The following is a 23,448-nucleotide window of genomic DNA, read 5'->3' as shown; positions in this document are numbered from 1 at the left end:
CCCCTTCGGCCAAATCCTCAGATGTGGCCACGCGCCTTCATGAACCGCGCAAGGCGTTCCAGACCCTCGGCAATATCCGCCGTTGACCGCGCATAGGAAAACCGCAACGTCCCCGCGCCGCGCACCGGATCGAAATCAAGGCCCGGCGTCACCGCCACCCCCGCCTCTTCCAGAATCTCCCGCGCAAAGGCCCGGCTGTCATTGGTGTACTGGCTGACATCCACGTAGAAATAGAACGCGCCATCCGGCGGCGCAAAGCGATCGAACCCCGCCCTGGGCAGCCCGTCGATCATCAACTGCCGATTGGCACGATAGACCGCCATGTTGGCCTCAAGTTCCTCGTGACAGTCCATCGCCGCCAAGGCCGCAACCTGGCTCGCGTGCGGGGCGCAGATGAACATGTTCTGCGCCAGACGCTCGACCTGCCGCACATGATCCTCGGGCACGACCATCCAGCCGACGCGCCATCCGGTCATGCTGAAATACTTCGAGAACGAGTTGATCACGTAACAGTCCTGCGTGATCTCAAGCGCCGTGACTGCCTTGGCCTCGTATTCGATGCCGTGGTAGATTTCGTCGCTGATGAATGACGCGCCCTTGGCGGCACAGGCATCCACCAGGGCCTGCATCGCCCCCTTGTTCAACATGGTGCCCGTCGGGTTCGCGGGCGAAGCCACCATCAGGCCCTGCACGTCCATATCCGCGAAATCATCGGGCACCGGTTGCAGGCGGTTGGCATTCGAAGTCGGCAGGTCCACCGGTTCCAGCGAAAGCGCCTTGAGGATCTGGCGGTATGACGGGTATCCGGGCGCCCCGATGGCCACCCTGTCGCCTGCATCAAACAGCGCGGTGAACGCCAGAAGGAAGGCCCCCGAAGACCCCGGCGTCACGATCACCCGCGCGGGATCAAGGTCCACGTTGTACCACTCGCCATAAAGCTGCGCGATCCGCGCCCGCAACTCCGGTATCCCCAGCGCAACCGTATAGCCAAGCGCGTCTTTCTGCATCTCCTCGGCAAGAACCTGCCTCGCCCCTGCGGGTGCCGCCGTTCCGGGCTGGCCCACCTCCATATGGATGATATGTCTACCCTCGGCCTCGGCCTGTCTTGCCGCTTCCATGACGTCCATCACAATAAAGGGATCGACGGCCCCACGTCTTGAATTCCGCATGTTTATCGTTCCTATTGTCGCCATGACCTTTCACCGCGAAATCACCGCGCCGTCAATGCACCGGATGCTTGGAATTTTCCTTGCCCTCATCCTCACGGTAACGGCCCTGCCCGCGCGGGCAATTTCGCTGATCCGCGACCCAGACATCGAATACGCCTTGGCACGCGTTTCCGAACCGATCCTTGCCGCCGCCGGCCTTGGCGGAAGCGTACGTGTGTTGGTGGTCAACGACCAAAGCCTCAATGCCTTCGTGATCGACAACAACCACATTTTCATCCACATGGGCCTCCTTTTGCGCATGGAGCGGGTCGAGATGTTGCAGGCCGTCATCGCCCACGAAGCCGCACATATCACCAACAGCCATATCACCCGCCGTATGGCCAATATCGGCACCGCACGCACTGCCGCCGGATTCGGCCTCGCGCTGGCTTTGGCCGCCGCCGCCGCCGGTGCCTCCGGAGATGCCGTCGCGGGTCTGGCGCTTGGCACGCAATCCGCATCAGTGCGGACCCTTCTCGCCCACACCCGCGCCGAAGAAGCTGCGGCCGACCAATCGGGCGTCCGATACATGGTCCGCGCAGGCGTCGATCCCCATGCCGCGGTCGAAGTTCACGATCTCTTTCGCGGTCAGGAACTCCTGAATGTCTCGCGTCAGGACCCCTACATGCGCTCCCACCCGCTGACCCGCGACCGGATGCGCGCCATGCAGGCCTTTGCAAACGCCAACAAGGGCAAGGGCAAAAAACAACCCGAAGCCGAATACTGGTTCGCCCGCGCCCAAGGCAAGGCCTCGGCCTTTACCCGTTCTCCGAAATGGACAATGCAACGCGCCGACGAAAGCCCAAGCCGCGACATCCGGCTCATGCGCGAGGCCATCGCCTATCACCGCCGCTCGGATCGCACCAAGGCCATCGCCCGCATCAACGCGACCATCGAAATGCGCCCCCGCGATCCATATTTTTACGAGCTCAAGGGCCAGATCTTGCTGGAAAGCCGCCGTTTCAACGAAGCGGTCAACGCCTATCGCAAATCCGTTGACCTCGCCCCACGAAACGCCCTCTGCCTCGGTGGCTTGGGTCGCGCGCTCCTTGCCGCCGACCGCCCCAAAGAGGCGCTCGCCTACCTTGAAAAAGCCCGTGCCCGCGATTTCCGTGACCCACGGATCCTGCGTGATCTTGGCGCCGCCTATGCCCGCACCGGCAAGAACGGCATGGCCTCACTTTCCACCGCAGAGCGATACGCCCTGCATAACCGCCTCAAGGATGCTGCGATCCACGCAAGACGCGCCAGCGGCCTCCTGCCACGCGGCTCGAGCGCATGGCGCCGGGCCGAAGACATTCTCGCCGACGCTGAACGCGCCGCCAAAAAGAAATAACGGAGACAACGATGCTCAAATCCCTCACCACCGCAGCGGCCATCGCCCTGACCGCCCTGCCCGCCTTCGCGCTTGATCTCGACAAGATGTCCGAGGACGAACGTGCCGCCTTCCGCGCCGAAGTCCGCGCCTATCTCCTCGACAATCCCGAGGTTATCATGGAAGCGGTTGGCCTTCTGGAACAACGCGAGGCCGAAGCCGCCGCCAGCCATGACATCGCTCTAGTCAAGGCGCATTCGGACGCCATCTTCAACGACGGCTATTCTTACGTCGGCGGTAACCCCGAAGGCGATATCACGCTGGTAGAATTCGTCGACTACCGCTGCGGCTACTGTCGTCGCGCCCATGACGAGGTCAAGAAACTGGTTGAGAAAGACGGCAATATCCGTCTGATCTACAAGGAATTTCCGATCCTCGGCGAAGGCTCGCTCCTGTCCTCGCGCTTTGCCGTTGCCATCAAGCAGCTGTTCGGAAACGAGGCCTACGCCGAGGCCCATGACACGCTGATCGCCTTCAAGGGCGACGTGACCCCTACAGCGCTGACCCGCATCGCAGACTCGCTTGGCCATTCCGCAAGCGACGTTCTGAGCCATATGAACAGCGATCAGGTCACAGCCGAAATCCGCCAGACCCGCGACTTGGCAAACCGCCTCGCGATCTCCGGCACGCCGACCTTTGTCATGCAGGACCAGCTTTTGCGCGGCTACCTGCCCTATGACAACATGGCCGCTCTGGTTGCCGAGAAACGCGGCAACTGACCCGGTCGCGGAACACGAAAAAGGCCACTCGATGAGAGTGGCCTTTTTTCTTTGCCTCAACGGCACTGATTACTCGGCGGCCTCCGCCTCGATCTCGGCGGCACGTGCTTCGACCTGCTCGACGATGTGATCCACCATCTCTTCGTTCGACATCTTGTGGCTCTGCTTGCCCGCCAGATAGACCATGCCCGATCCGGCCCCGCCGCCGGTAAACCCGATGTCGGTCATCAACGCCTCCCCCGGCCCGTTCACGACACAGCCGATAATCGACAGGCTCATCGGCGTATGGATATGCGCCAGCCGGTTCTCCAGCGTTTCAACCGTCTTGATGACGTCAAAGCCCTGACGCGCGCAGGACGGGCAGGAAATGATGTTCACCCCGCGGTGGCGCAGGCCAAGCGACTTGAGGATTTCGAAACCGACCTTCACCTCTTCCACCGGATCGGCCGAGAGCGACACGCGCAAGGTATCGCCAATGCCCATCCACAGCAGGTTGCCAAGGCCAATCGCCGATTTGATGGTGCCGCTCACGAAACCACCCGCCTCGGTCACACCCAAATGGATCGGCGCGTCGGTCGCATCCGCCAGCTGCTGGTAGGCCGCTGCCGTCATGAAGACGTCCGACGCCTTCACGCTGATCTTGTATTCGTGGAAATCGTTATCCTGAAGAATGCGGATATGCTCCAGCCCGCTTTCCACCATCGCGTCCGGACAGGGCTCGCCATATTTCTCAAGCAGGTGTTTCTCAAGCGAACCGGCGTTCACGCCAATCCGGATCGAACAGCCATGATCCTTCGCCGCCTGGATCACTTCCTTGACCCGCTTTTCATCACCGATATTGCCCGGGTTGATCCGCAGGCACGCAGCCCCCGCCTCGGCCGCCTCGATCGCGCGTTTATAGTGGAAATGGATGTCCGCCACGATCGGAACCGGGCTTTCCTTGGCGATCTCTTTCAGGGCCTTGGTTGCCGCCGCGTCGGGTGTCGAAACACGCACGATGTCGGCACCGGCCTCGGCCGCCGCAAGCACCTGCCCCAGCGTCGCCTTAACATCCGAACTGTCCGTGTTCGTCATCGTCTGCACCGCGATCGGCGCGTCGCCACCAACGGGCACATTCCCCACCATGATCTGACGCGATTTGCGACGCTCGATATTGCGCCACGGGCGGATGTGGTTCATCGACATATGAAAAGGCCCCTCACCGATGCAGGTTCAGGGCCTATGTAAGTCCGTTGTGTGTCGGGGGCAATGCAAAGCCCAACGCGGCAGAGAATTATTGCCCATTCACCAGAGCAGCATCCGCTTCGGCCACGATCCGCGCCAATTCGGGGTCTTGGTCAAGGTCCGCCAGATCATATTGCTCCAACAGGAGGTCGGCATCCAGCGCCAGATCCCCAATCCGGTTGGTCCCTGTTCCCACAGGGCCGAACAGCGCGCCGTTCAGCTTGAAATAAACCGAACCGCTCATGCCCGCGGTCAGTGTCGGCACACCTTCCTTTTCAGGCAGGGTGAATTCTTCGCCTGCGTTCAGGATCTTCTCCAGAAGAACCGACCCATCCGCAGCCCTTACCCGAACCCATGCCGGACGCACTGCCATCAGGACAAGTTCATCACGTTCGTTTTCGAGAACCTGCGGCACCGCCCGATCCAGAACCTCTTCCGTCAGGTCGGCCAGAACCGGCGCCTCAGGCGTGAACACGCCCATCGTATCTGGGTTCAGCGTGGAAATCGGCGCATCCCGCGCCACCATCACCGGCACATCAAGCGCCTGCGGGCGATACAGACGGTCAAGCGTCTCGGTCGACGGCGTACCAAGACCGGCAACTTCGCTCCGCTCGGCCGCGTTCAACGGGTCCAGTTCCGAGAGCACAACAGGTGTCTGCTCGACCGGAGCCAGTTTAACCCTTTGAATTTCATTGAGAACCGACCATCCGCCATAGCCGATGGTTGCGATCAGAGCGACCAGCACCATCGAAGAGCCAATCGCGCGTGGTTCGATCCGGGACAGAATAGACTCCGGCGCAGGCGTGAACGCCATGATCGGCGCGTCCAACGCATCACGGTCTACCTTGAGCGTGCTTTCACTCTTGCGCATGGTCGAGGCTTCCGCCGACATGCCGTGCGCAGGCGTGAACCCGCTTTCCTTGCAGAACGCAGCGAATGTCTCGTCCGGATCCAGCCCAAGATAGCGTGCATAGGAACGCACGTAGCCGGCAATAAAGCCGGGTGTTTCGAACGCCGTTGGATCGGCGTTCTCGATTGCAGCGATGTAGGAGGCTCGGATTCGCAACTCGCGTTGAACATCGAGCAACGACTTACCCATCGTTGCCCGTTCGCCCCGCATCATGTCCCCTAGACGCAGGTCGTAATCGTCGAAACCTTTCGGTCCCTCGTCATGCTCTACGGCTGTGCGCTGTCCCTTGCGCCTGATCATATCATTCGCCTCACTGCAATGCCGATCCGTTAACGTCCCCGATTCGGATCGGGCCCTTTGTTGAGGCTAAAGTAACACAGTGCAACAAATTTTGCACCTTCGTGATCGCCTAGCCCGCAAGTTCGGCACGATTCAGCGCACAGTGCGACCAAAGCTCGTCCATGGCGCGAACCAGCTTATTCATCTCATCCGGTCCGTGTACGGGCGACGGGGTAAAGCGAAGACGCTCGGTCCCACGCGGCACGGTCGGGAAGTTGATGGGCTGCACGTAGATGCCGAAGTTCTCCAGCAGCATGTCCGACAGCGCCTTGGTGTGAACCGGGTCCCCCACGATCACGGGCACGATGTGCGAGCCGTGGTCGATGATCGGCAGGCCCATGCCCTTCAGGCGCAGCTTGAGGATCTTCGCCTGCTCCTGGTGCTTGTCACGACGCTCCTGATCTGTCTTCAGATGCGCAACCGAAGCCGCCGCCCCTGCCGCAACCGCCGGCGGCAGCGAGGTGGTGAAGATGAAGCCCGGCGCATAAGAACGCACGGCGTCACACATTTTTTCGCTGGCCGCGATATAGCCACCCATCACGCCATAGGCTTTGGCAAGGGTGCCGTTGATGATGTCGATACGATGCGCGAGGTTGTCACGCTCGGTCACACCACCACCGCGCGGGCCATACATGCCCACCGCGTGAACCTCGTCGATATAGGTCAGCGCGCCGAATTCATCCGCCAGATCGCAGATCACTTCGATCGGACCAAAGTCACCGTCCATCGAATAGACCGATTCAAAGGCGATCAGCTTGGGGGCCGCCGGATCATCCGCTGCCAGAAGTTCACGCAGATGCTCAACGTCGTTGTGACGGAACACGCGCTTGGCACCACCGTTGCGGCGCACACCTTCGATCATCGAGGCGTGGTTCAATTCGTCCGAATAGATGATCAGACCGGGGAACAGCTTGGGCAGGGTCGAAAGGGTCGCGTCATTGGCAATATAGGCCGAGGTAAACAGAAGCGCCGCTTCCTTGCCATGCAAGTCCGCCAGCTCCGCCTCAAGGCGCTTGTGATAGATCGTGGTGCCCGAAATGTTGCGGGTGCCGCCCGAACCGGCGCCGGTCGCATCCAATGCCTCGTGCATGGCAGCAAGAACAACCGGATGCTGGCCCATGCCAAGATAGTCGTTGCCACACCATACGGTGATCGGCGCCTTGGTGCCGTCAGGACGGGTCCACATGGCGTGCGGGAAGTTGCCCTTCTCACGCTCGATATCAATGAAAGTACGGTAACGTCCTTCATCATGAAGACGCTGGATCGCTTCGTCGAGCTTCACATTGTAATCCACGGGCTTCCCTCCTTGAACGGGTTGCTGGTTGCATCCACATATCATCCGCGCGACCGGACATTCAATTTAAAGAATGGGTATATCGCGCAAAAAACATGCGGCCTACGTTACATTTTGCCACCTCTCGATCCTTGATCTACGTCAAGGGTTCCGATCGGAAACTGGACAGTGCCAATCGGCCTGATAGGCTCTGCCGCGAACCACCTCTAGCATACAGGATTCTGTGCATGTCACTCGACAACGTACTCAAACGTATCGATTCCGACCTCCAGGGCGCGACCGACCGTTTGATCGAACTTCTGAAGATCCCTTCGATCTCAACCGACCCGGCCTTCAAGGACGATTGCGACCGCGCCGCCGACTGGCTTGTCGCCGACCTTCAAAGCCTTGGCGTCAAGGCCGAAAAGCGCCCGACACCCGGGCACCCGATGGTCGTGGGCCATGTCGAAGGCGATGGCCCCCACATCCTGTTCTACGGCCACTACGATGTTCAGCCCGTCGATCCGCTCGAGCTTTGGGATAGCCCCCCGTTCGAGCCGCAACTCGAAGACACCGTCAACGGCAAGGTGATCCGCGGACGCGGCTCTTCGGACGACAAGGGCCAGCTGATGACCTTCGTCGAAGCCTGCCGCGCCTGGAAGGCGGAAAACGGCTCCCTGCCCTGCCGCATCACCTTTTTCTTCGAAGGTGAAGAGGAATCAGGCTCCCCGTCTCTCGTCCCCTTCATGCAGGCAAACGCCGCCGAACTGACCTCGGACATCGCCCTGATCTGCGACACCGGCCTGTTCGAAAGCAAGGTCCCCGCGATCATCACGCAATTGCGCGGCCTGCTTGGCGAAGACTTCACCATCACCGGCCCGGACCGCGATCTCCATTCGGGCATGTACGGTGGCGTCGCGATGAACCCGATCCGGGTGCTGACCCGCATCCTTGCCGACCTGCACGACGACAACGGCGCCGTAACCCTCGCGGGCTTCTACGATGACGTGCCTGAACTCTCCGACGAAATCCGCAGCCAGTGGCAGAACCTGAACTTCGACCACGCCACCTTCCTTGGCGACGTCGGCCTCAAGGCCCCCGCCGGCGAGGTCGACCGCACCCCGCTGGAACAAATCTGGTCGCGCCCGACATGCGACGTGAACGGCATCTGGGGCGGCTACACCGGCGATGGCTTCAAGACCGTCCTGCCAAGCCAGGCCTCCGCCAAGGTGTCCTTCCGACTTGTCGGCCAGCAGGATCCGGACAAGATCCGCGCCGCCTTCCGCCAGCATCTCGAAAGCAACCTGCCCGAAGGCTTCACCGTCGAGTACCGCACCGAGAAAGGCTCGCCCGCCTCGCAGATGTCCACGGCAAACCCCGCCTTCGAGGCCGCCCGCAAGGCGCTTTCAGACGAATGGCCCGATGCCGCCGCCTTTGCAGGCTGTGGCGGCTCGATCCCGATCGCGGGGTATTTCAAGGACTTGCTCGGCGTCGATGCCATGCTGATCGGCTTTGCCAAGGACGACGACCAGATCCACTCGCCGAACGAGAAATACGATCTGGAAAGCTTCCACAAGGGCATCCGCTCCTGGGCCCGAATCCTCGACGAGATGACAAAGTAAAGACAACAGAACGCCCGCTCTCGTGAGCGGGCGTTTCCACATCCCGCAACAAGGCGCCAGAAACGAAAAAAGCGCCCCAGATCGGAGCGCTTTTTTCAAGGTACGTTGTAAAGAAAATGGCGCGGTTGACGGGGCTCGAACCCGCGACCCCCGGCGTGACAGGCCGGTACTCTAACCAACTGAGCTACAACCGCGCATTTCTTTCTCTTCGGCGCTCTTGGACGGACAGTGGTGGCGCGGTTGACGGGGCTCGAACCCGCGACCCCCGGCGTGACAGGCCGGTACTCTAACCAACTGAGCTACAACCGCTCACTGTCCGCTCCAGGGTGCGCCCCGAAGCGTGAGGCGTGGTTTATGCTTAGCCGCTCGGCACGTCAAGCGGTTAAGAGAGGGTATTTGAAAGTTTTTTGATTTTCCGTCCGACGGCCCCGAACAACCGCAGTTCAACAAGCGATTTCAACGGGCTCGGAGGCATAGATCCCGCGCCAGATTTGATGCGTTCAAACCCGCACCACCGCGAACCGGCCGACTGTCAATTCTGACATTGTCACAAAAAAACACTTTGAAATAACGCGCCCCCTCCCCATAATCGCGGGCGTAAAGTTTACCACTCGATCAATTTACGATTTGCCCCGGATGCAAGTCATCTGGGTTTTGAAAGATATTATTGGAGGCTAGAATGGCTCACGAACCGGACGGCGTCATTGACTTTGGCGCGACCCCATCTGATGAAAACATTACGCTTAGCGGCGTAACAGCGATCGACGCCCTTCTTCATGGCGATAGATGGAGCGACTTCAACCTCACATGGTCCACACCCAGTGTTTCGGCCGACTACAGCTCCGGCTATCCCGACGACAACGCCGCGACACCGGACATTCTGGACACGTTTTCCACCACCACGGCCAAGCAGAATGATGCAATCGTTTACTGGACCGAGCAATTTGCGCTCGTGTCCGGCCTGACCTTTACCGAACTGGACGGCGCCCCAGGTGCCCAGGACGAAGATCAGGAAGCCACCATCCGCTTCGCCAACTCCGACGATCCCTCCACCGCCTATGGCTATTATCCAAGCTCCAACGAAACCGGAGGCGATGTCTGGTTCGGCTCAACCGGGGATGACCCCGACTTTGGCGATTTCGACTTCGTAACCGTCGGTCACGAGCTTGGTCACGCCCTTGGCCTCAAACACGGCCACGAAGGCACCAACCAGCTGCCCTACTCGCTCGATTCCAGCGAATTCTCGATTATGACCTACACCAACTACGTGGGCGAGAACGCGGGTTACAACACCAACGGCACCTGGGATAACCCGCAGTCGCTGATGATGTATGACATCGCGGCGATCCAGTATCTCTATGGCGCCAATTTCGGTGCCAATAGCGGATCAACCACCTACACCTTCTCGACGACCACTGGCGAGATGTTCATCAACGGCGTCGGTCAGGGCGCCTCGGGAGCCAACCGTGTCTTCCGTACCGTATGGGACGGCAACGGCACCGACACCTACGACCTGTCGAACTATACGACGGATCTTCACATCAACCTCGCCCCAGGTGGCTGGTCTGACTTTGATGTAGGCGGCAACTTCCAGCGCGCGGACCTTGCGGGCAACGAAGCGGGCGTCGCCGCTGGCACCCATATGTCGCGCGGCCACCTGTTCAACGCGCTTCAGTACAACAATGATTCCCGCTCCCTGATCGAAAACGCGATCGGCGGTTCAGGCAATGACAGCATCAGGGGCAATGATGCCCGCAACAATCTCGACGGACGCGGCGGCAACGACACGCTACGTGGCTACGACGGCAATGACACTCTTCGTGGCGGCACTGGCAATGACCTACTCTACGGCAACAACCAGAATGACCAACTGATCGGTGGGGCCGGCACCGACACCATGTATGGCGGATCAGGCAACGACAGCTTCGAACTTGATGTGGCTGGCACGCACAGCGATTTCTTTTATGGCGGTTCCGGCAATGACACTGTTGACCTGAATGCGACCGGGACGTTCGACTTGTCGGGGGCAAACTTCGACGATGTTGAGGAAATCCGGTTCAATGCCTCCGATACGTCCCTCATCCTGACAAACAAGGAACTCGACGACGCACAGGAGTTGGGCGACGGCACTATCATCGATGGTTACGCGGTTATTGGTGCCGACGAGACACTGACCATCAACTTCAGCACGTCCTATGGCCAGAACAAGAACTTCTCCTCCTGGGTATTCCAGGACTGGGGTGGCCAGAACGACCAGATCTTCATCAACGGCAGCTCCAGCGCCAACAACATCACCGGCACCACCGAAGACGACACCATCGACGGCAAAGGCGGGAATGACACGCTGAACGGCTTCTCCGGCAACGACAGTCTCCTTGGCGATGCCGGCAATGACTCGATTCTGGGTGGCGATGGCAACGACACGCTGATTGGTGGCACGGGCAAAGACACCCTGCGCGGCGGCAATAACAACGACCGCCTGACGTCGGACGGCGATGGCGGCCTCTACTACGGTGACGCCGGTAACGACACGCTGTTGTCCGGAATTGGTCTTGAGACCATGGATGGCGGTGTTGGGATCGACCGCATCGACCACACTGCCTACAACGGGAACTATGTGTTCGACATGGGCACCGGCCTGACGAACTTCATCGGCGAATCCTATACCAACTTCGAAATCGCGGTGATGGGCGGCGGCAACGACAGCGTCACCGGCAACGCATCCAACAACACGATCTACGGCGGGAACGGTCATGATACCCTGCTGGGCGGCTCTGGCGTCGATACGTTGTACGGCCAGGGAGGCAACGACCTGCTTTCGATCGACTCAGGTGGCATTGGGCATGTTCTGGACGGCGGCGTTGGCGACGACACCGCAACATGGAGCTACTCCAACGCCAGCTGGATCATCAACCTGACGTCGGGCAGCGCGATACTTGTCGCGACGAACTACGCCACGCTTGTTTCGATCGAAAACGTGATCGGCGGCTCCGGCAATGACTCGATCACGGGCGATGGCAACAACAACGTCCTTCAAGGTGGTTTGGGGAACGACACACTCAACGGCGGCGCGGGCGTAGACAAACTCTATGGTGAAGACGGCAATGACGTTCTATCCATCGGGTTCGGCGGCGCCGGTCATCTTGCAGATGGCGGTGCTGGCATTGACACCGTCGATTTCAGCTACGGCTCCAGCAACTGGGCGATCAGCCTTGTCTCGAATACGGCCATGATCGGGGCAACAAACTATGCCGATCTGGTCAGCATCGAAAATGTCGTCGGAAGCGGTGGCAGTGACAGCATTGCCGGTAACGCCGATGCCAACGAATTGTCCGGCGGCGCTGGCGCAGACCTCCTGAATGGCGGCGCGGGCAACGACACGCTGAACGGCAACGCCGGCAACGACACCCTCAATGGCGAAGCGGGCGACGATAGCCTTCTGGGCGGCACAGACAACGACTCGCTGGATGGCGGCGCCGACAATGACACCCTTTCCGGCGGCGATGGCAATGACACCCTGCTTGGTGGACTTGGCAATGACAGTCTGCTGGGCGATGCCAACAACGACTCTCTTGATGGCGGCGACGGCAATGACACGCTGAACGGCGGCGATGGGGTTGATACCCTCATGGGGGGGATCGGCAACGACAACCTCACTGGTGGCAGTGGCACAGACCACATCTACGGTGGTGCTGGCAACGACACCGCCTCCGGGGGGGCCGGCAACGACTATTTTTACTTCACAGCGGCAGACGTCGGCACCATCGAAGCCGTATATGGCGGCGATGACACGGACTATATGATCCTGAACGGTGCTGGCGTGTTCGATTTCCGCGGCCTGAACACAACCTACGTCGAAACCATCCGTTTCGACGCAGATGGGTCCAACGTTGACAAGACACTGCGCCTGAGTGGGAAAGAACTGGATGGCGCAACTGAGCTCAAGACCATCATGATTGATGGTAATGACAACGTGGGTTCTGACGACACGATCCAGATTGACCTGACAAACTATGTGATTGCTGATCTCTCGGGCTGGACTTTCGTGGACTGGAACAATTTCAATCCCGGCGACCGCATCATCATCAACGGCGACGCCTCGAACGAAACCATCATCGGAAGCTCGCAGAACGATGAAATCAATGCTGGTGGCGGGATCAATACGGTCGATGGCGGTGACGGCGACGACGACATCACCTTCTCGGCCGTAACCATCGGTGGCAGTTTTGATGGCGGCCTCGGCATTGACCACCTCGATGCAAGCGGCACCAGCTGGCTTGCAGACATCACCTTCAATCTTGGCACCGGCTTTGTAACCGAAGGCGGAGCGAACCGCGACGCGCTGGCCAACATCGAAAATGTCACGGTTGGTGGCCATGCGTCCGTGATCGGCGACGGTGCCAACAATGAAATCATCGCAACCTCCCCCACGGGTAACAACAGCCTGGTTGGTGGTTTCGGCGATGACACGCTAAGCGGCGGAGGCGGCGACGACACCCTGGACGGAGGGGTTGACGACGACTTGCTCAACGGTGGCGATGGCAATGACGTGCTCGACGGCAGCTCCGGGACCGATACGATCTTCGGTGGCGATGGCAACGACACCCTGTTCGGCGGGAGCCAAAGCGACAGTCTCAATGGCGGAGCGGGAGACGACCTGTTCCGGATTATCGGTACTGAATTCATCGACTCCGTCGACGGCGGAACCGGCACAGATACCTTCGACGCAAGCGGCTATTCGTTTGGTGATCTGATGATCGACATGGTCGCCGGCACCATCGAAAACGGCGGGATCGAAGGGGTCCAATCCTTCCTTAACATCGAGAACTTCATTGGCCGCACCAAGGCGGATACCGTCGTCGGCTCAGCCGACGACAACATCCTTGACGGCCGCTCGGGCAACGACTCGCTCCTTGGCGGTGGCGGCAACGACACCCTTCTTGGCGACAACGGCTTTGACACGCTCAAAGGCGGTGGCGGCCATGACCTTATCCAAGGCGGCGAAAACAGCGACCTCCTTCTGGGTGGCGGCGGCAACGACACGATCTTTGGCGGTGCTCATCATGACACCATTGAAGGCGGCGGCGGCGCCGACGTGATTGACGGTGGAGCCGGCGACAACGCTCTGTCCTACGCGGCTGACACGGCCGGTGTATCCGTTGACCTTGGGTCGAACACGGTTTCAGGCGGGCACGCAACCGGCGATGTTATCTTTGGCATCTTCAATCAGGCAATCGGCGGCAGCGGCAACGACTCGCTTGCCGGCAAGTGGGGCCAGGCCAACACGCTGATCGGTGGTGCTGGCCACGACACGCTCATTGGCAAAAATGGCGCTGACAACCTGCAAGGTGGCGACGGACAGGACTCGATGATCGGCAGTTCCGGCGCCGATACCCTTGTGGGTGGCATAGGAGCCGACACCCTGGACGGTGGTTCGGATGACGACTCCCTCATCGGGGATGCAGGCGCGGACAGTATCCGTGGCGGCACTGGCAACGACTACATCGACGGCGGCACCTTCAGCGATCAACTGATCGGTCAGGGTGGGGATGACACCATCCTTGGCGGCGACGGCAACGACCTGATTGGTGGTGGCGCCGGAGCCGACTCCATGGATGGTGGCGCGGGCAACGACACCGTGTCTTACGCCTCCGACACCCTGGATGTCTTTGTCGATCTCAACGCCAGCCTTGTGGCGGGTGGCAACGCAACCGGCGACGCCATCTCGGGTTTCGAACATGCGACGACCGGCAGCGGCAACGACATCCTTGTTGGCTCCAATGTCGGTAACAACCTGATCGGCGGAGACGGCAACGACAGCGTCACCGGCAACGATGGCGACGACAAGCTGTATGGCAATGACGGCAACGACACCCTCTCGGGCGGCAACGATCAAGACACCCTCGTTGGAGGAAAAGGGGCTGACGTCCTTGATGGTGGCGCAGGCGACGACTCGCTCGTTGGCAATGGCGGTGTCGACATCCTGCACGGCGGAAGCCAGAACGATACCCTCGTTGGCGGTGGCGGCAACGACACCCTGAATGGCAACGCCGGAAACGATCAGCTGAACGGATCTGGCGGCAAAGACGCCCTCGCCGGTGGCAACGGCAGCGATGCGTTGAGCGGCGGCGGCGGGAGCGATCTCCTGAATGGCGGCAACGGCAACGATACGCTGACCGGTGGCAGCCAGGCTGATGTCTTTGTCTTCAGCGACGGCTTTGGTCAGGACGTCATTACCGACTTCAACAAAGTGGACAGCGAAGACATCAACCTGGCTGGCGTTACTGCCATCACGGACTATGCCGACCTCATCTCGAGCCACCTGGTGAATTCCGGCGGCGACGCGATGATCGTTGATGGCGCCAACTCCATCCTGCTGCAAGGCGTCGCCTACAACGATGTCCTGAACGGCTTGAATGGCTACACGGCAGACGATTTCATCTTCTGATCCGGACACCACAAAACAGGAAAGGGCTCCGCCAATTGGCCGGGGCCCTTTTTCTATGTCGGCAACTTCCTGCCCCCAATTCCCCCTTGTAGACTCTATCGGCATATGCACCCTTGCACCTGCGTCCACACATCGGCAAAGTCGCGCCCGACGCTACAAGGCGTCACAACACCACGAATGCCAGCACTGACACGGCAACCTTTGAGTACGAGTATCCAGCATGGCCCACGAACCAGATTCCCTCTTCGACTATGGCGCAACCCCTTACAGCTACATAGGTTTCAGCGGCGAAACCCACATCGACGCACTGGTCAGCAATTACAAGTGGGCCGACTATGAACTCACCTGGAGCACCCCAAACAGCCGCTTTGACTATTCGTCTGACTACCCCGACAACGACGCGACAACTCCGAACATCCTTTCCACCTTTGGCCACGTCACTACGCAACAGGTCACGGCCATCAAGTATTGGCTCGACCAGTATGCCAATGTCTCCGGCCTGAGCTTTGTCGAACTTGACGGCACGGGTTTCAGCCAGGACCGCGAAGCCACAATCCGTTTCGCCAACTCGCAAGATCCCAACACGGCCTACGCCTACTATCCCTGGAGCGATGAAACGGCTGGCGACGTGTGGTTCGGCCCCGACACGGATTCCCCGACCTTCGGCAACTACAGCTGGTACACCGTCGGCCATGAGATCGGCCACGCACTGGGTCTCGAACACGGCCACGAGGGCATCTACGACCTGCCCTACGACACCGATTCCTTCGAATACTCGATCATGACCTACACAAGCTATGTCGGGGACACTTCGGGCTTTGTGAACTTCCAGGATGGCGACGCCCCCCAAACCCCGATGATGTACGACATCGCGGCGATCCAGTACCTCTACGGCGCAAACTTCGCCTTCAATGCCTCGGACACGGTCTATACCTTCAGCACCTCTACCGGGCAGATGTTCGTCAACGGCGTCGGGCAAGAGCACTCAACCTCCAACCGCGCCTTCCGCACCCTCTGGGATGGCGACGGCACCGACACCTATGACCTGTCGAACTACACCACGCGCCTCTCTATCGACCTCCGCCCGGGCGAATATTCCGACTTCAACGTTGGCGGCAATTTCCAGCGGGCCGACCTTGGCTACTACGAAGCCCGCCAAACCCACATGGCCCGTGGCCACCTGTTCAACGCCCTGCTGCACGACTCGGACCAACGCTCTCTGATCGAGAACGCAATCGGCGGCTCGAACAATGACTTGATCACCGGCAACGTGGGCAACAACCACCTCAGCGGCGGCGCTGGCAACGACAGCCTGCTTGGGGGTGATGGTAACGACACGCTTGAAGGCGGCCAGGGCAATGATTCCCTGAAAGGCGAAGAAGGCGATGACCGCTTTGCCCTTGCCGACGACACTACCACCGACACGCTCGACGGCGGCAATGGCAGCGACTGGATCGACGCCACGGCCTTCACGAAATCGGTCCAGATCAACCTCGATCTCGGCACCTACAGCTCGCAATCCACCCAAGGAACGGCCAGCAACGTCGAAAACGCCCATGGCGGCACGGTGGCCGACACGCTGACCGGCGACGATAACGCCAATATCCTCGTTGGTTTCAAGGGCAAGGACAGCCTTAAAGGCGCCGGTGGCGACGACGAACTGCAGGGCGGCAGCCAGAACGACCAACTCTTCGGCGGCGACGGCCGCGACTCGCTCTATGGCGGTGCCCACGACGACACCCTGAACGGCGGCGACGGCTTTGACCGCCTCTGGGGACAAGGCAACAACGACCGCCTGAGCGGTGGCGCAGGCGGCGACCGCCTTTGGGGCGACGGCGGATCGGATATCCTCAATGGCGGCAAGGGCGCTGACCTGCTCTATGGCGGCAACGGCAATGACAGCCTCTATGGCAACGACGGTGGCGACAAACTCTGGGGCGGTTCCGGCAACGACCAGCTCTTTGGTGGCAACGGCAACGACCAATTGACCGGCGGTAGCGGCGACGACCAACTGCTGGGTGGTGCTGGCAACGACGTCATCAACGGAACCAGCGGCAACAACACCATCAAGGGCAACCAGGGCGATGACACCCTGAACGGCGGCTCATCCGCCGACCTGGTGGTTGGCGGTGACGGGGCAGACCTCATTATCTCTGACGGCGGATCCCAAACCCAACTGACCGGCGGACGCGGCCACGACACCTTTGTCTTCCACAACGCCTACAACACCTCAATCATCACGGATTTCAGCGCCAACAACGCCGAAAAGATCGACCTCTCCCGCATCACCGAAATCGCCGACTTCACTGACCTGATCACCAACCACAGCTTCGCCTCGACCGAAGGCGACTTCGTCATCAACGGAGGCCTCTTGGCAGTGCGCCTTGTCGGGGTGTCCTACGACGACCTCGTGAACGGCATCGGTGGCTACACGGCAGACGACTTCCTCTTCTGACCCTGCCCAAGCGAACAAACACAACCCCGCCCCCGTGGCGGGTTTTTTCGTTTTGCAGGAATGGAAAACAGACCGACGCACACAGCAACGTGCTTCGTTGGAAGAGCATATTTCAGGGAGGAAATGGTGGGTCGTGAGAGGCTCGAACTCCCGACATCTTCGGTGTAAACGAAGCGCTCTACCAACTGAGCTAACGACCCGATGAGCGACCTTTTATCGGTCTGAATCGGGGTGTTCAAGAGGCAAAATGCCAGAAGATAGAAAAAGTTTCACATTTCTTCCAACGGTCCGCCCATTACCGGACGAAAACGCTAACCCCATGATAAAAAAAGAAAAGGGCGCTCAACCCGAATGGGGAGCGCCCGGAAACATGGTGGGTGATAAGAGATTTGAACTCCTGACATCTTCGATGTGAACGAAGCGCTCTACCACTGAGCTAATCACCCGGTTCGCGCTTCCTAGACTCACTCCGCAGCGTCCGCAACCCCATCACTCTCGGTGTCCGCCGCTTTTTCCTCGATCTTCGGCTGGCGAATACGCGCAACCAATACAGACCCGTTTGCAAGCTCCTTCTTGCGCTTCACCTTGACCTTGCCCAACGGACGAATGTTGAGATCACGCCCCTCTGCAAGCGCCTCACCCATCAGCGCCAGTGCCGCCTCGATTGCCGGTTTCGCATCGCGTTTTTTGACACCTGTCCGTTCGACCACGGCGTCGATCAACTCCACCTTTTTCAGTTCCGGCGCACTGACTTCAGGCACGACCTCGGCCACAACGACAGGCTCTGGCGCCTTGGCGGTCTTGGTCGACGTCGTACGTTTGGTTGTGGTCCGCTTTCGCGTCGTGGTCGTCTTGGTGGTTTTCGGTTTCGTTGTGGTCGACTTGGCCATGACCCGCTGCCCTCACTGTTCACTCAATTAAGGGAAAGTTAACAGGTGTGGGGGCATGTGGCTACCCTACCCCAGACGCAAGGCAGCCGCTGAAAAAGAAAAAGCGCGGGGTCTCCCCCGCGCTGTTCATTTTCCAATCAGGTCAGGATCAGTGGGCCGTGGCGCCTGCCCCTGCTTCCTTGGCCAGGGCCGCCGCGACTTCCGCCGCCTCGTCCCATTCCACCGCTTCCGGCTCGCCAACAAGCGCCAGCTTGAGCACTTCCGACACATGGGTAACAGGAATGATCTCAAGCCCTTCCTTCACGTTGTCCGGAATATCGGCCAGGTCCTTTTCGTTCTCCTCGGGGATCAGTACGGTTTTGATACCACCGCGCAGCGCCGCCAGGAGTTTCTCCTTGAGACCGCCAATCGGCATCGCGTTGCCGCGCAGGGAAACCTCGCCCGTCATGGCGATATCCTTGCGCACCGGAATACCGGTCAGCACCGACACGATCGACGTCACCATCGCAAGACCCGCCGAAGGGCCATCCTTGGGCGTTGCCCCATCGGGAACGTGCACGTGGATGTCGAACTTCTCGAACTCGGGCGGCTTCACACCGATCTTCGGCGAGATCGACCGCACATAGCTCGAGGCCGCGTCGATTGATTCCTTCATCACATCGCCCAGCTTACCGGTGGTCTTCATCCGACCCTTGCCCGGCAGTTTCAGCGCCTCGATGTGCAGCAGATCGCCGCCCACGCTGGTCCAGGCCAGACCGGTGACAACACCCACCTGATCCTCTTTTTCGGCCAGACCATAACGGAACTTCTTCACGCCAAGGAAATCATCAAGGTTTTCCGGCGTCACATGAACCGACTCTGTCTCGCTCTTGACGATCTTGGTCACGGCCTTCCGCGCCAGCTTGCCCAGCTCGCGTTCAAGGTTCCGCACGCCCGCCTCGCGGGTGTAGGTGCGGATCATCTCCTGCAGAGCTTCCGGCTCAAGCAGAAACTCCTTGGCCTTCAGACCATGGTTCTTGACCTGCTTGGGGATCAGGTGACGGGTCGCGATCTCGGCTTTCTCGTCTTCGGTGTACCCTGCAAGCGAGATGATCTCCATCCGGTCCAGAAGCGGACCCGGCATGTTATAGCTATTCGCCGTGGTCAGGAACATCACGTTCGACAGGTCGTATTCCACTTCAAGATAGTGGTCCACAAAGGTCGAGTTCTGTTCCGGATCAAGCACCTCCAGCATCGCCGAGGCCGGATCGCCGCGGAAATCCTGTCCCATCTTGTCGATTTCATCCAGCAAGATCAGCGGGTTGGTGGTTTTCGCCTTCTTCAGCGCCTGAATGATCTTACCCGGCATCGAGCCGATATACGTCCGGCGGTGACCGCGAATTTCGCTTTCATCACGCACGCCACCAAGGCTGATACGAATGAACTCGCGCCCCGTGGCCTTGGCCACCGATTTGCCAAGCGAAGTCTTACCAACGCCCGGAGGGCCAACCAGACACAGGATCGGGCCGCGCAGCTTTTGCGAACGCTGTTGCACCGCGAGATACTCGACAATGCGTTCCTTCACCTTCTCAAGGCCATAGTGATCCGTATCAAGCACATCCTGCGCCCGGTTCAGGTCTTTCTTGACGCGGCTGCGCTTGCCCCACGGGATCGACAGCATCCAGTCGAGATAGTTGCGCACAACCGTGGCTTCCGCCGACATCGGCGACATGTTGCGAAGCTTCTTGAGTTCCGCCTCGGCCTTTTCCTTGGCCTCTTTCGAAAGCTTGGTCTCGGCGATTTTCTCTTCGAGTTCCGCGATCTCGTTCGCGCCCTCTTCCCCGTCGCCAAGCTCCTTCTGAATGGCCTTCATCTGCTCATTCAGATAGTACTCGCGCTGGGTGCGCTCCATCTGGCTCTTGACGCGGGTCTTGATCTTCTTCTCGACCTGCAGAACGCTCATTTCGCCCTGCATCAGGCCATAGACCTTCTCAAGGCGTTCGCTTACCGAAAGCGTCTCCAGAAGTTCCTGCTTCTGGTCCACCTCGATGCCCAGGTGCCCTGCCACGAGATCGGCAAGTTTCGCCGGTTCAAGGGTCTCGGCCACGGCCGAAAGCGCCTCTTCGGGGATGTTCTTTTTCACCTTGGCATAGCGCTCGAACTCGTCCGCGACGGTCCGCAACAGCGCCTCGATGGTGGCCGCGTCGCCCGGCATCTCGGTCAGATACTCGGCCTCGGCCTCGAAGAACGACTCGTTCTCGATGAATTGGGTGATCTCCACGCGCGACACGCCTTCGACAAGCACCTTCACGGTGCCGTCGGGCAATTTCAGCAGCTGAAGCACATTGGCCAGCACACCGGCGCGGTAAATACCATCTGCCTGCGGATCGTCCTCCGCGGGGTCAATCTGGCTCGACAGCAGGATTTGCTTGTCATCCTGCATCACCTCTTCCAGCGCACGTACAGATTTGTCACGGCCCACGAACAGCGGAACAATCATGTGCGGGAACACAACGATATCGCGCAGTGGAAGCACCGGATAGGATGAATTGAGAGGCTCTTGCATACTCAGTCCTTGTTCTAGCAAAACAACACAGGCCCCGACTTCGGCAGCCATCGGTCGTTTCCGTTTCCTCACGATATCATAGGTGGGGCACATCCCCCATCGTTTCAACCGTGCCTCTTTGGTCGAACCACAATGCCTGTCCCGCAAGGCACCTACAAGGCGCGAATCCGGAAAATGGGAAAAAACCCGCGCCCCCGCTTACTGGACAGCCAAAATCCCGCCCGCTATCCTTGGCACGACCCGCGACTTTACGGCCCCCATGTCCCCAGATACCTCCTCTTCCCCATCGGTCTCCCCGACACTGGCCGCCATTGTCGTGACGATGAATCGACCACAACACCTGCGCGAGACCTTGTCCCGCCTGCGTGCGGAAAAGGCCGATTTCATCGTGGTTGTCGACAACGGATCAGACGCGGAAACCCGTTCATGGCTTGCGCAACAGGCGGACGAGACAACCCATATTATCCTTTCGGAACATAACCTTGGCGGCGCAGGAGGCTTTGCTCTGGGGATGCAGGCCGCGATCGAAACATTCTCGCCGGACTGGCTGGTCGTGATGGACGATGACGCCCGCCCCTTCGCGGGCGCTTTCGATCAGTTCCGCCAGCACCTCGACGCACAATGGGATGCCATCGCCGCCGCCGTGACCTACCCGGACGGCGAGATTTGCGAAATGAACCGTCCCCTCCTGAACCCTTTCCGCTCCTTACCGGCATTTCTGCAAAGCATCCGCGGCTTCCGCCTCTCCGATACGGCGTATGCCCCCGATGCCCCGCCAAGGCAGGTTCAGATGACATCCTTTGTCGGCTTCTTCGTCTCTGCCAAGGCCATCGCCCGCATCGGCTATCCCGACCCGCGCCTGTTTCTCTATGGCGACGACCAGCTTTACGCCCTGCGCCTCAGCCGTGCTGGCCTGCGTATCGGGTTCCTGCCCGCCATCCGGTTCGAACACGACTGCGCCACCTTCGAAACCGGCCTGCGGATCTACAAACCGGTCTGGAAGGCCTATTACAACTATCGCAACGGCATTCTGGTCTATCGCGGCGCCGCCGGCCTTCTGGCCCCTGTCCTGCTGGCCCTGCGCCTGCCCCGCTGGTTTGCCGCCGCCCGTCACTACGGTGAAGAGGCCCCCACCTACAGACGCCTCCTGCGCCGCGCGATCCTTGATGGCCTGCTGAACCGCCTCGACAGGCTGCCCGAAGGCGTCCCTGGGCCAGGCCAAGACTAACCTTAAAGCGGCTCGATATCGCCCTCGGCACGCTGCGCATGGAACTCGGCCTGCCACGCCTCGAACGTGCCCGCGGCAATAGCATCCCGCATCCCCTGCATGATTTCCTGGAAATAGTGCAGGTTGTGCCAGGTCAGCAGCATCCCCGAAATCATCTCGTTCGACCGGAACACATGGTGAAGATACGCACGGCTGTAGTTCGAACAGGCCGGACATGTGCAGTGTTCATCAAGCGGGCGCGGATCATCCGCATGGCGCGCGTTCTTGATGTTCACCACGCCATGACGCGTGAACACCTGCCCCGTACGCCCTGACCGCGACGGCAAGACGCAGTCCATCATGTCGATCCCACGCGCAACAGCGCCAACAATGTCATCGGGCTTGCCCACACCCATCAGGTAACGCGGCTTGTCTTCCGGCAGGAAACCGGGCGCATAGTCAAGACAGTCGAACATCGCGTCCTGCCCTTCCCCCACGGCCAGACCCCCAACCGCGTAACCTTCAAAGCCGATCTCCTTCAGCGCCTCTGCGCTCTCCTCGCGCATGTCCTGCTCAAGACCGCCCTGCATGATCCCGAACAGCGCGTGGCCCGGACGATCCCCGAACGCCTCTTTTGAGCGCGCGGCCCACCGCATCGACAGCTGCATCGACTCGGCAATCCGCTTGCGATCCGCCGGCAGCGCCGGACATTCGTCGAAACACATCACGATGTCCGATCCCAGCAAGCGCTGGATCTCCATCGACCGTTCCGGCGTCAGCTCGTGTTTTGACCCGTCGATATGGCTCTTGAAGGTCACCCCCTTCTCGGTCAGCTTGCGCAGCCCCGCCAGTGACATCACCTGAAAACCGCCGCTATCGGTCAGGATCGGCCGCTCCCAGTTCATGAACTTGTGCAACCCGCCCAGCCGATCAATCCGCTCTGCCGTCGGACGCAGCATCAGGTGATAGGTATTTCCCAGGAGAATATCCGCACCGGTCGCCCGCACGCTTTCGGGCATCATCGCCTTGACCGTCGCCGCCGTCCCCACCGGCATAAAGGCCGGCGTGCGTATGTCACCACGCGGCGTGGAAATCACCCCCGTCCGCGCCTTGCCATCGGTGGCCTGCAGTTCAAAGGAAAACCGGGTTGTCATCTGATACCTTTCTGGGTTTTCTCCCCTCCAACCACAATTGCGGTGACTTGTAAAACACCCTTGATCCCATCACATATTC

13 protein-coding genes and 4 tRNA genes are annotated in these 23,448 nt (G+C 60.0%); 6 read left to right on the top strand and 11 right to left on the bottom strand.

All coding sequences use genetic code 11. From position 1 onward, the window contains the following. Nucleotides 1–17: 17 nt before the first annotated feature. Nucleotides 18–1,169 (bottom strand): pyridoxal phosphate-dependent aminotransferase, encoded by a 1,152-nt coding sequence (locus NNA36_RS08095; protein ID WP_255106119.1) that lies wholly within the window; start codon nucleotides 1,167–1,169, stop codon nucleotides 18–20. Here NNA36_RS08095 and NNA36_RS08090 point away from each other — a divergent pair. Both NNA36_RS08090 and NNA36_RS08085 read left to right on the top strand, forming a co-directional pair. Further along, a complete protein-coding gene (locus tag NNA36_RS08090) occupies nucleotides 1,168–2,544 on the top strand; it encodes a M48 family metalloprotease (protein ID WP_255106117.1) in 1,377 nt (458 codons plus the stop codon). The two genes, NNA36_RS08095 and NNA36_RS08090, sit on opposite strands and share 2 nt — an antisense overlap. Before the next feature lie 11 nt (nucleotides 2,545–2,555). After that, the gene (locus NNA36_RS08085) at nucleotides 2,556–3,302 is read left to right on the top strand and encodes a DsbA family protein (protein ID WP_255106115.1); all 747 of its coding nucleotides are present in this window, start codon (nucleotides 2,556–2,558) and stop codon (nucleotides 3,300–3,302) included. 69 nt (nucleotides 3,303–3,371) lie between these two features. On the opposite strand, the gene ispG is transcribed toward NNA36_RS08085, so the two are convergent. The 3 genes from ispG to hemA form a co-directional block, all read right to left on the bottom strand. Continuing rightward, nucleotides 3,372–4,487, bottom strand: a complete 1,116-nt coding sequence (gene ispG, locus NNA36_RS08080; RefSeq protein WP_255106112.1) for a flavodoxin-dependent (E)-4-hydroxy-3-methylbut-2-enyl-diphosphate synthase — start codon at nucleotides 4,485–4,487, stop codon at nucleotides 3,372–3,374. 88 nt (nucleotides 4,488–4,575) lie between these two features. Continuing rightward, nucleotides 4,576–5,736 (bottom strand): helix-turn-helix domain-containing protein, encoded by a 1,161-nt coding sequence (locus tag NNA36_RS08075; protein ID WP_255106109.1) that lies wholly within the window; start codon nucleotides 5,734–5,736, stop codon nucleotides 4,576–4,578. A gap of 109 nt (nucleotides 5,737–5,845) precedes the next feature. After that, on the bottom strand, nucleotides 5,846–7,069 hold the full coding sequence (gene hemA / locus NNA36_RS08070; protein ID WP_255106106.1) for a 5-aminolevulinate synthase: 1,224 nt from the start codon (nucleotides 7,067–7,069) through the stop codon (nucleotides 5,846–5,848). Nucleotides 7,070–7,296: 227 nt separating this feature from the next. Between hemA and NNA36_RS08065 the strand changes: the two genes are divergently transcribed. Beyond that, entirely contained in the window at nucleotides 7,297–8,670 is a 1,374-nt protein-coding gene (locus NNA36_RS08065; RefSeq protein ID WP_255106103.1) for a M20/M25/M40 family metallo-hydrolase, read from the top strand. Between the two features lie 117 nt (nucleotides 8,671–8,787). On the opposite strand, the gene NNA36_RS08060 is transcribed toward NNA36_RS08065, so the two are convergent. Beyond that, nucleotides 8,788–8,864, bottom strand: a tRNA-Asp gene (locus NNA36_RS08060). A 38-nt stretch (nucleotides 8,865–8,902) separates the two neighbouring features. Beyond that, nucleotides 8,903–8,979: transfer RNA gene (locus NNA36_RS08055), tRNA-Asp, on the bottom strand. A 370-nt stretch (nucleotides 8,980–9,349) separates the two neighbouring features. Between NNA36_RS08055 and NNA36_RS08050 the strand changes: the two genes are divergently transcribed. Together NNA36_RS08050 and NNA36_RS08045 are read left to right on the top strand one after the other, a co-directional pair. Next, the gene (locus NNA36_RS08050; RefSeq protein WP_255106102.1) at nucleotides 9,350–15,118 is read left to right on the top strand and encodes a M10 family metallopeptidase; all 5,769 of its coding nucleotides are present in this window, start codon (nucleotides 9,350–9,352) and stop codon (nucleotides 15,116–15,118) included. 220 nt (nucleotides 15,119–15,338) lie between these two features. Next, on the top strand, nucleotides 15,339–17,573 hold the full coding sequence (locus NNA36_RS08045; protein WP_255106099.1) for a M10 family metallopeptidase: 2,235 nt from the start codon (nucleotides 15,339–15,341) through the stop codon (nucleotides 17,571–17,573). A 124-nt stretch (nucleotides 17,574–17,697) separates the two neighbouring features. Here the strand turns inward: NNA36_RS08045 and NNA36_RS08040 are convergent. The 4 genes from NNA36_RS08040 to lon form a co-directional block, all read right to left on the bottom strand. After that, nucleotides 17,698–17,773, bottom strand: a tRNA-Val gene (locus tag NNA36_RS08040). A 171-nt stretch (nucleotides 17,774–17,944) separates the two neighbouring features. Next, a tRNA-Val gene (locus tag NNA36_RS08035) sits at nucleotides 17,945–18,019 on the bottom strand. An 18-nt stretch (nucleotides 18,020–18,037) separates the two neighbouring features. Continuing rightward, nucleotides 18,038–18,463, bottom strand: coding sequence for an HU family DNA-binding protein (locus tag NNA36_RS08030; RefSeq protein ID WP_255106098.1), 426 nt, complete (start codon nucleotides 18,461–18,463; stop codon nucleotides 18,038–18,040). Nucleotides 18,464–18,611: 148 nt separating this feature from the next. Beyond that, complete coding sequence (gene lon / locus NNA36_RS08025) at nucleotides 18,612–21,008, bottom strand: endopeptidase La (RefSeq protein WP_255106096.1); 2,397 nt, start codon at nucleotides 21,006–21,008, stop codon at nucleotides 18,612–18,614. A 259-nt stretch (nucleotides 21,009–21,267) separates the two neighbouring features. On the opposite strand from lon, the gene NNA36_RS08020 reads away from it, so the two are divergent. Then, nucleotides 21,268–22,236 carry a glycosyltransferase gene (locus NNA36_RS08020; RefSeq protein WP_255106093.1) on the top strand — a complete coding sequence of 323 codons (969 nt, stop codon included), beginning with the start codon at nucleotides 21,268–21,270 and terminating at the stop codon, nucleotides 22,234–22,236. A 2-nt stretch (nucleotides 22,237–22,238) separates the two neighbouring features. Here NNA36_RS08020 and tgt read toward each other — a convergent pair whose 3' ends face one another. Then, complete coding sequence (gene tgt / locus NNA36_RS08015) at nucleotides 22,239–23,369, bottom strand: tRNA guanosine(34) transglycosylase Tgt (protein WP_255106091.1); 1,131 nt, start codon at nucleotides 23,367–23,369, stop codon at nucleotides 22,239–22,241. Nucleotides 23,370–23,448 lie beyond the last annotated feature (79 nt).

This window comes from Shimia sp. CNT1-13L.2, from assembly GCF_024331145.1.
GTDB lineage: Bacteria > Pseudomonadota > Alphaproteobacteria > Rhodobacterales > Rhodobacteraceae > Shimia.
Note: the sequence above shows the minus strand (reverse complement) of the source record. Positions and strands in the feature narration are given on the sequence as shown.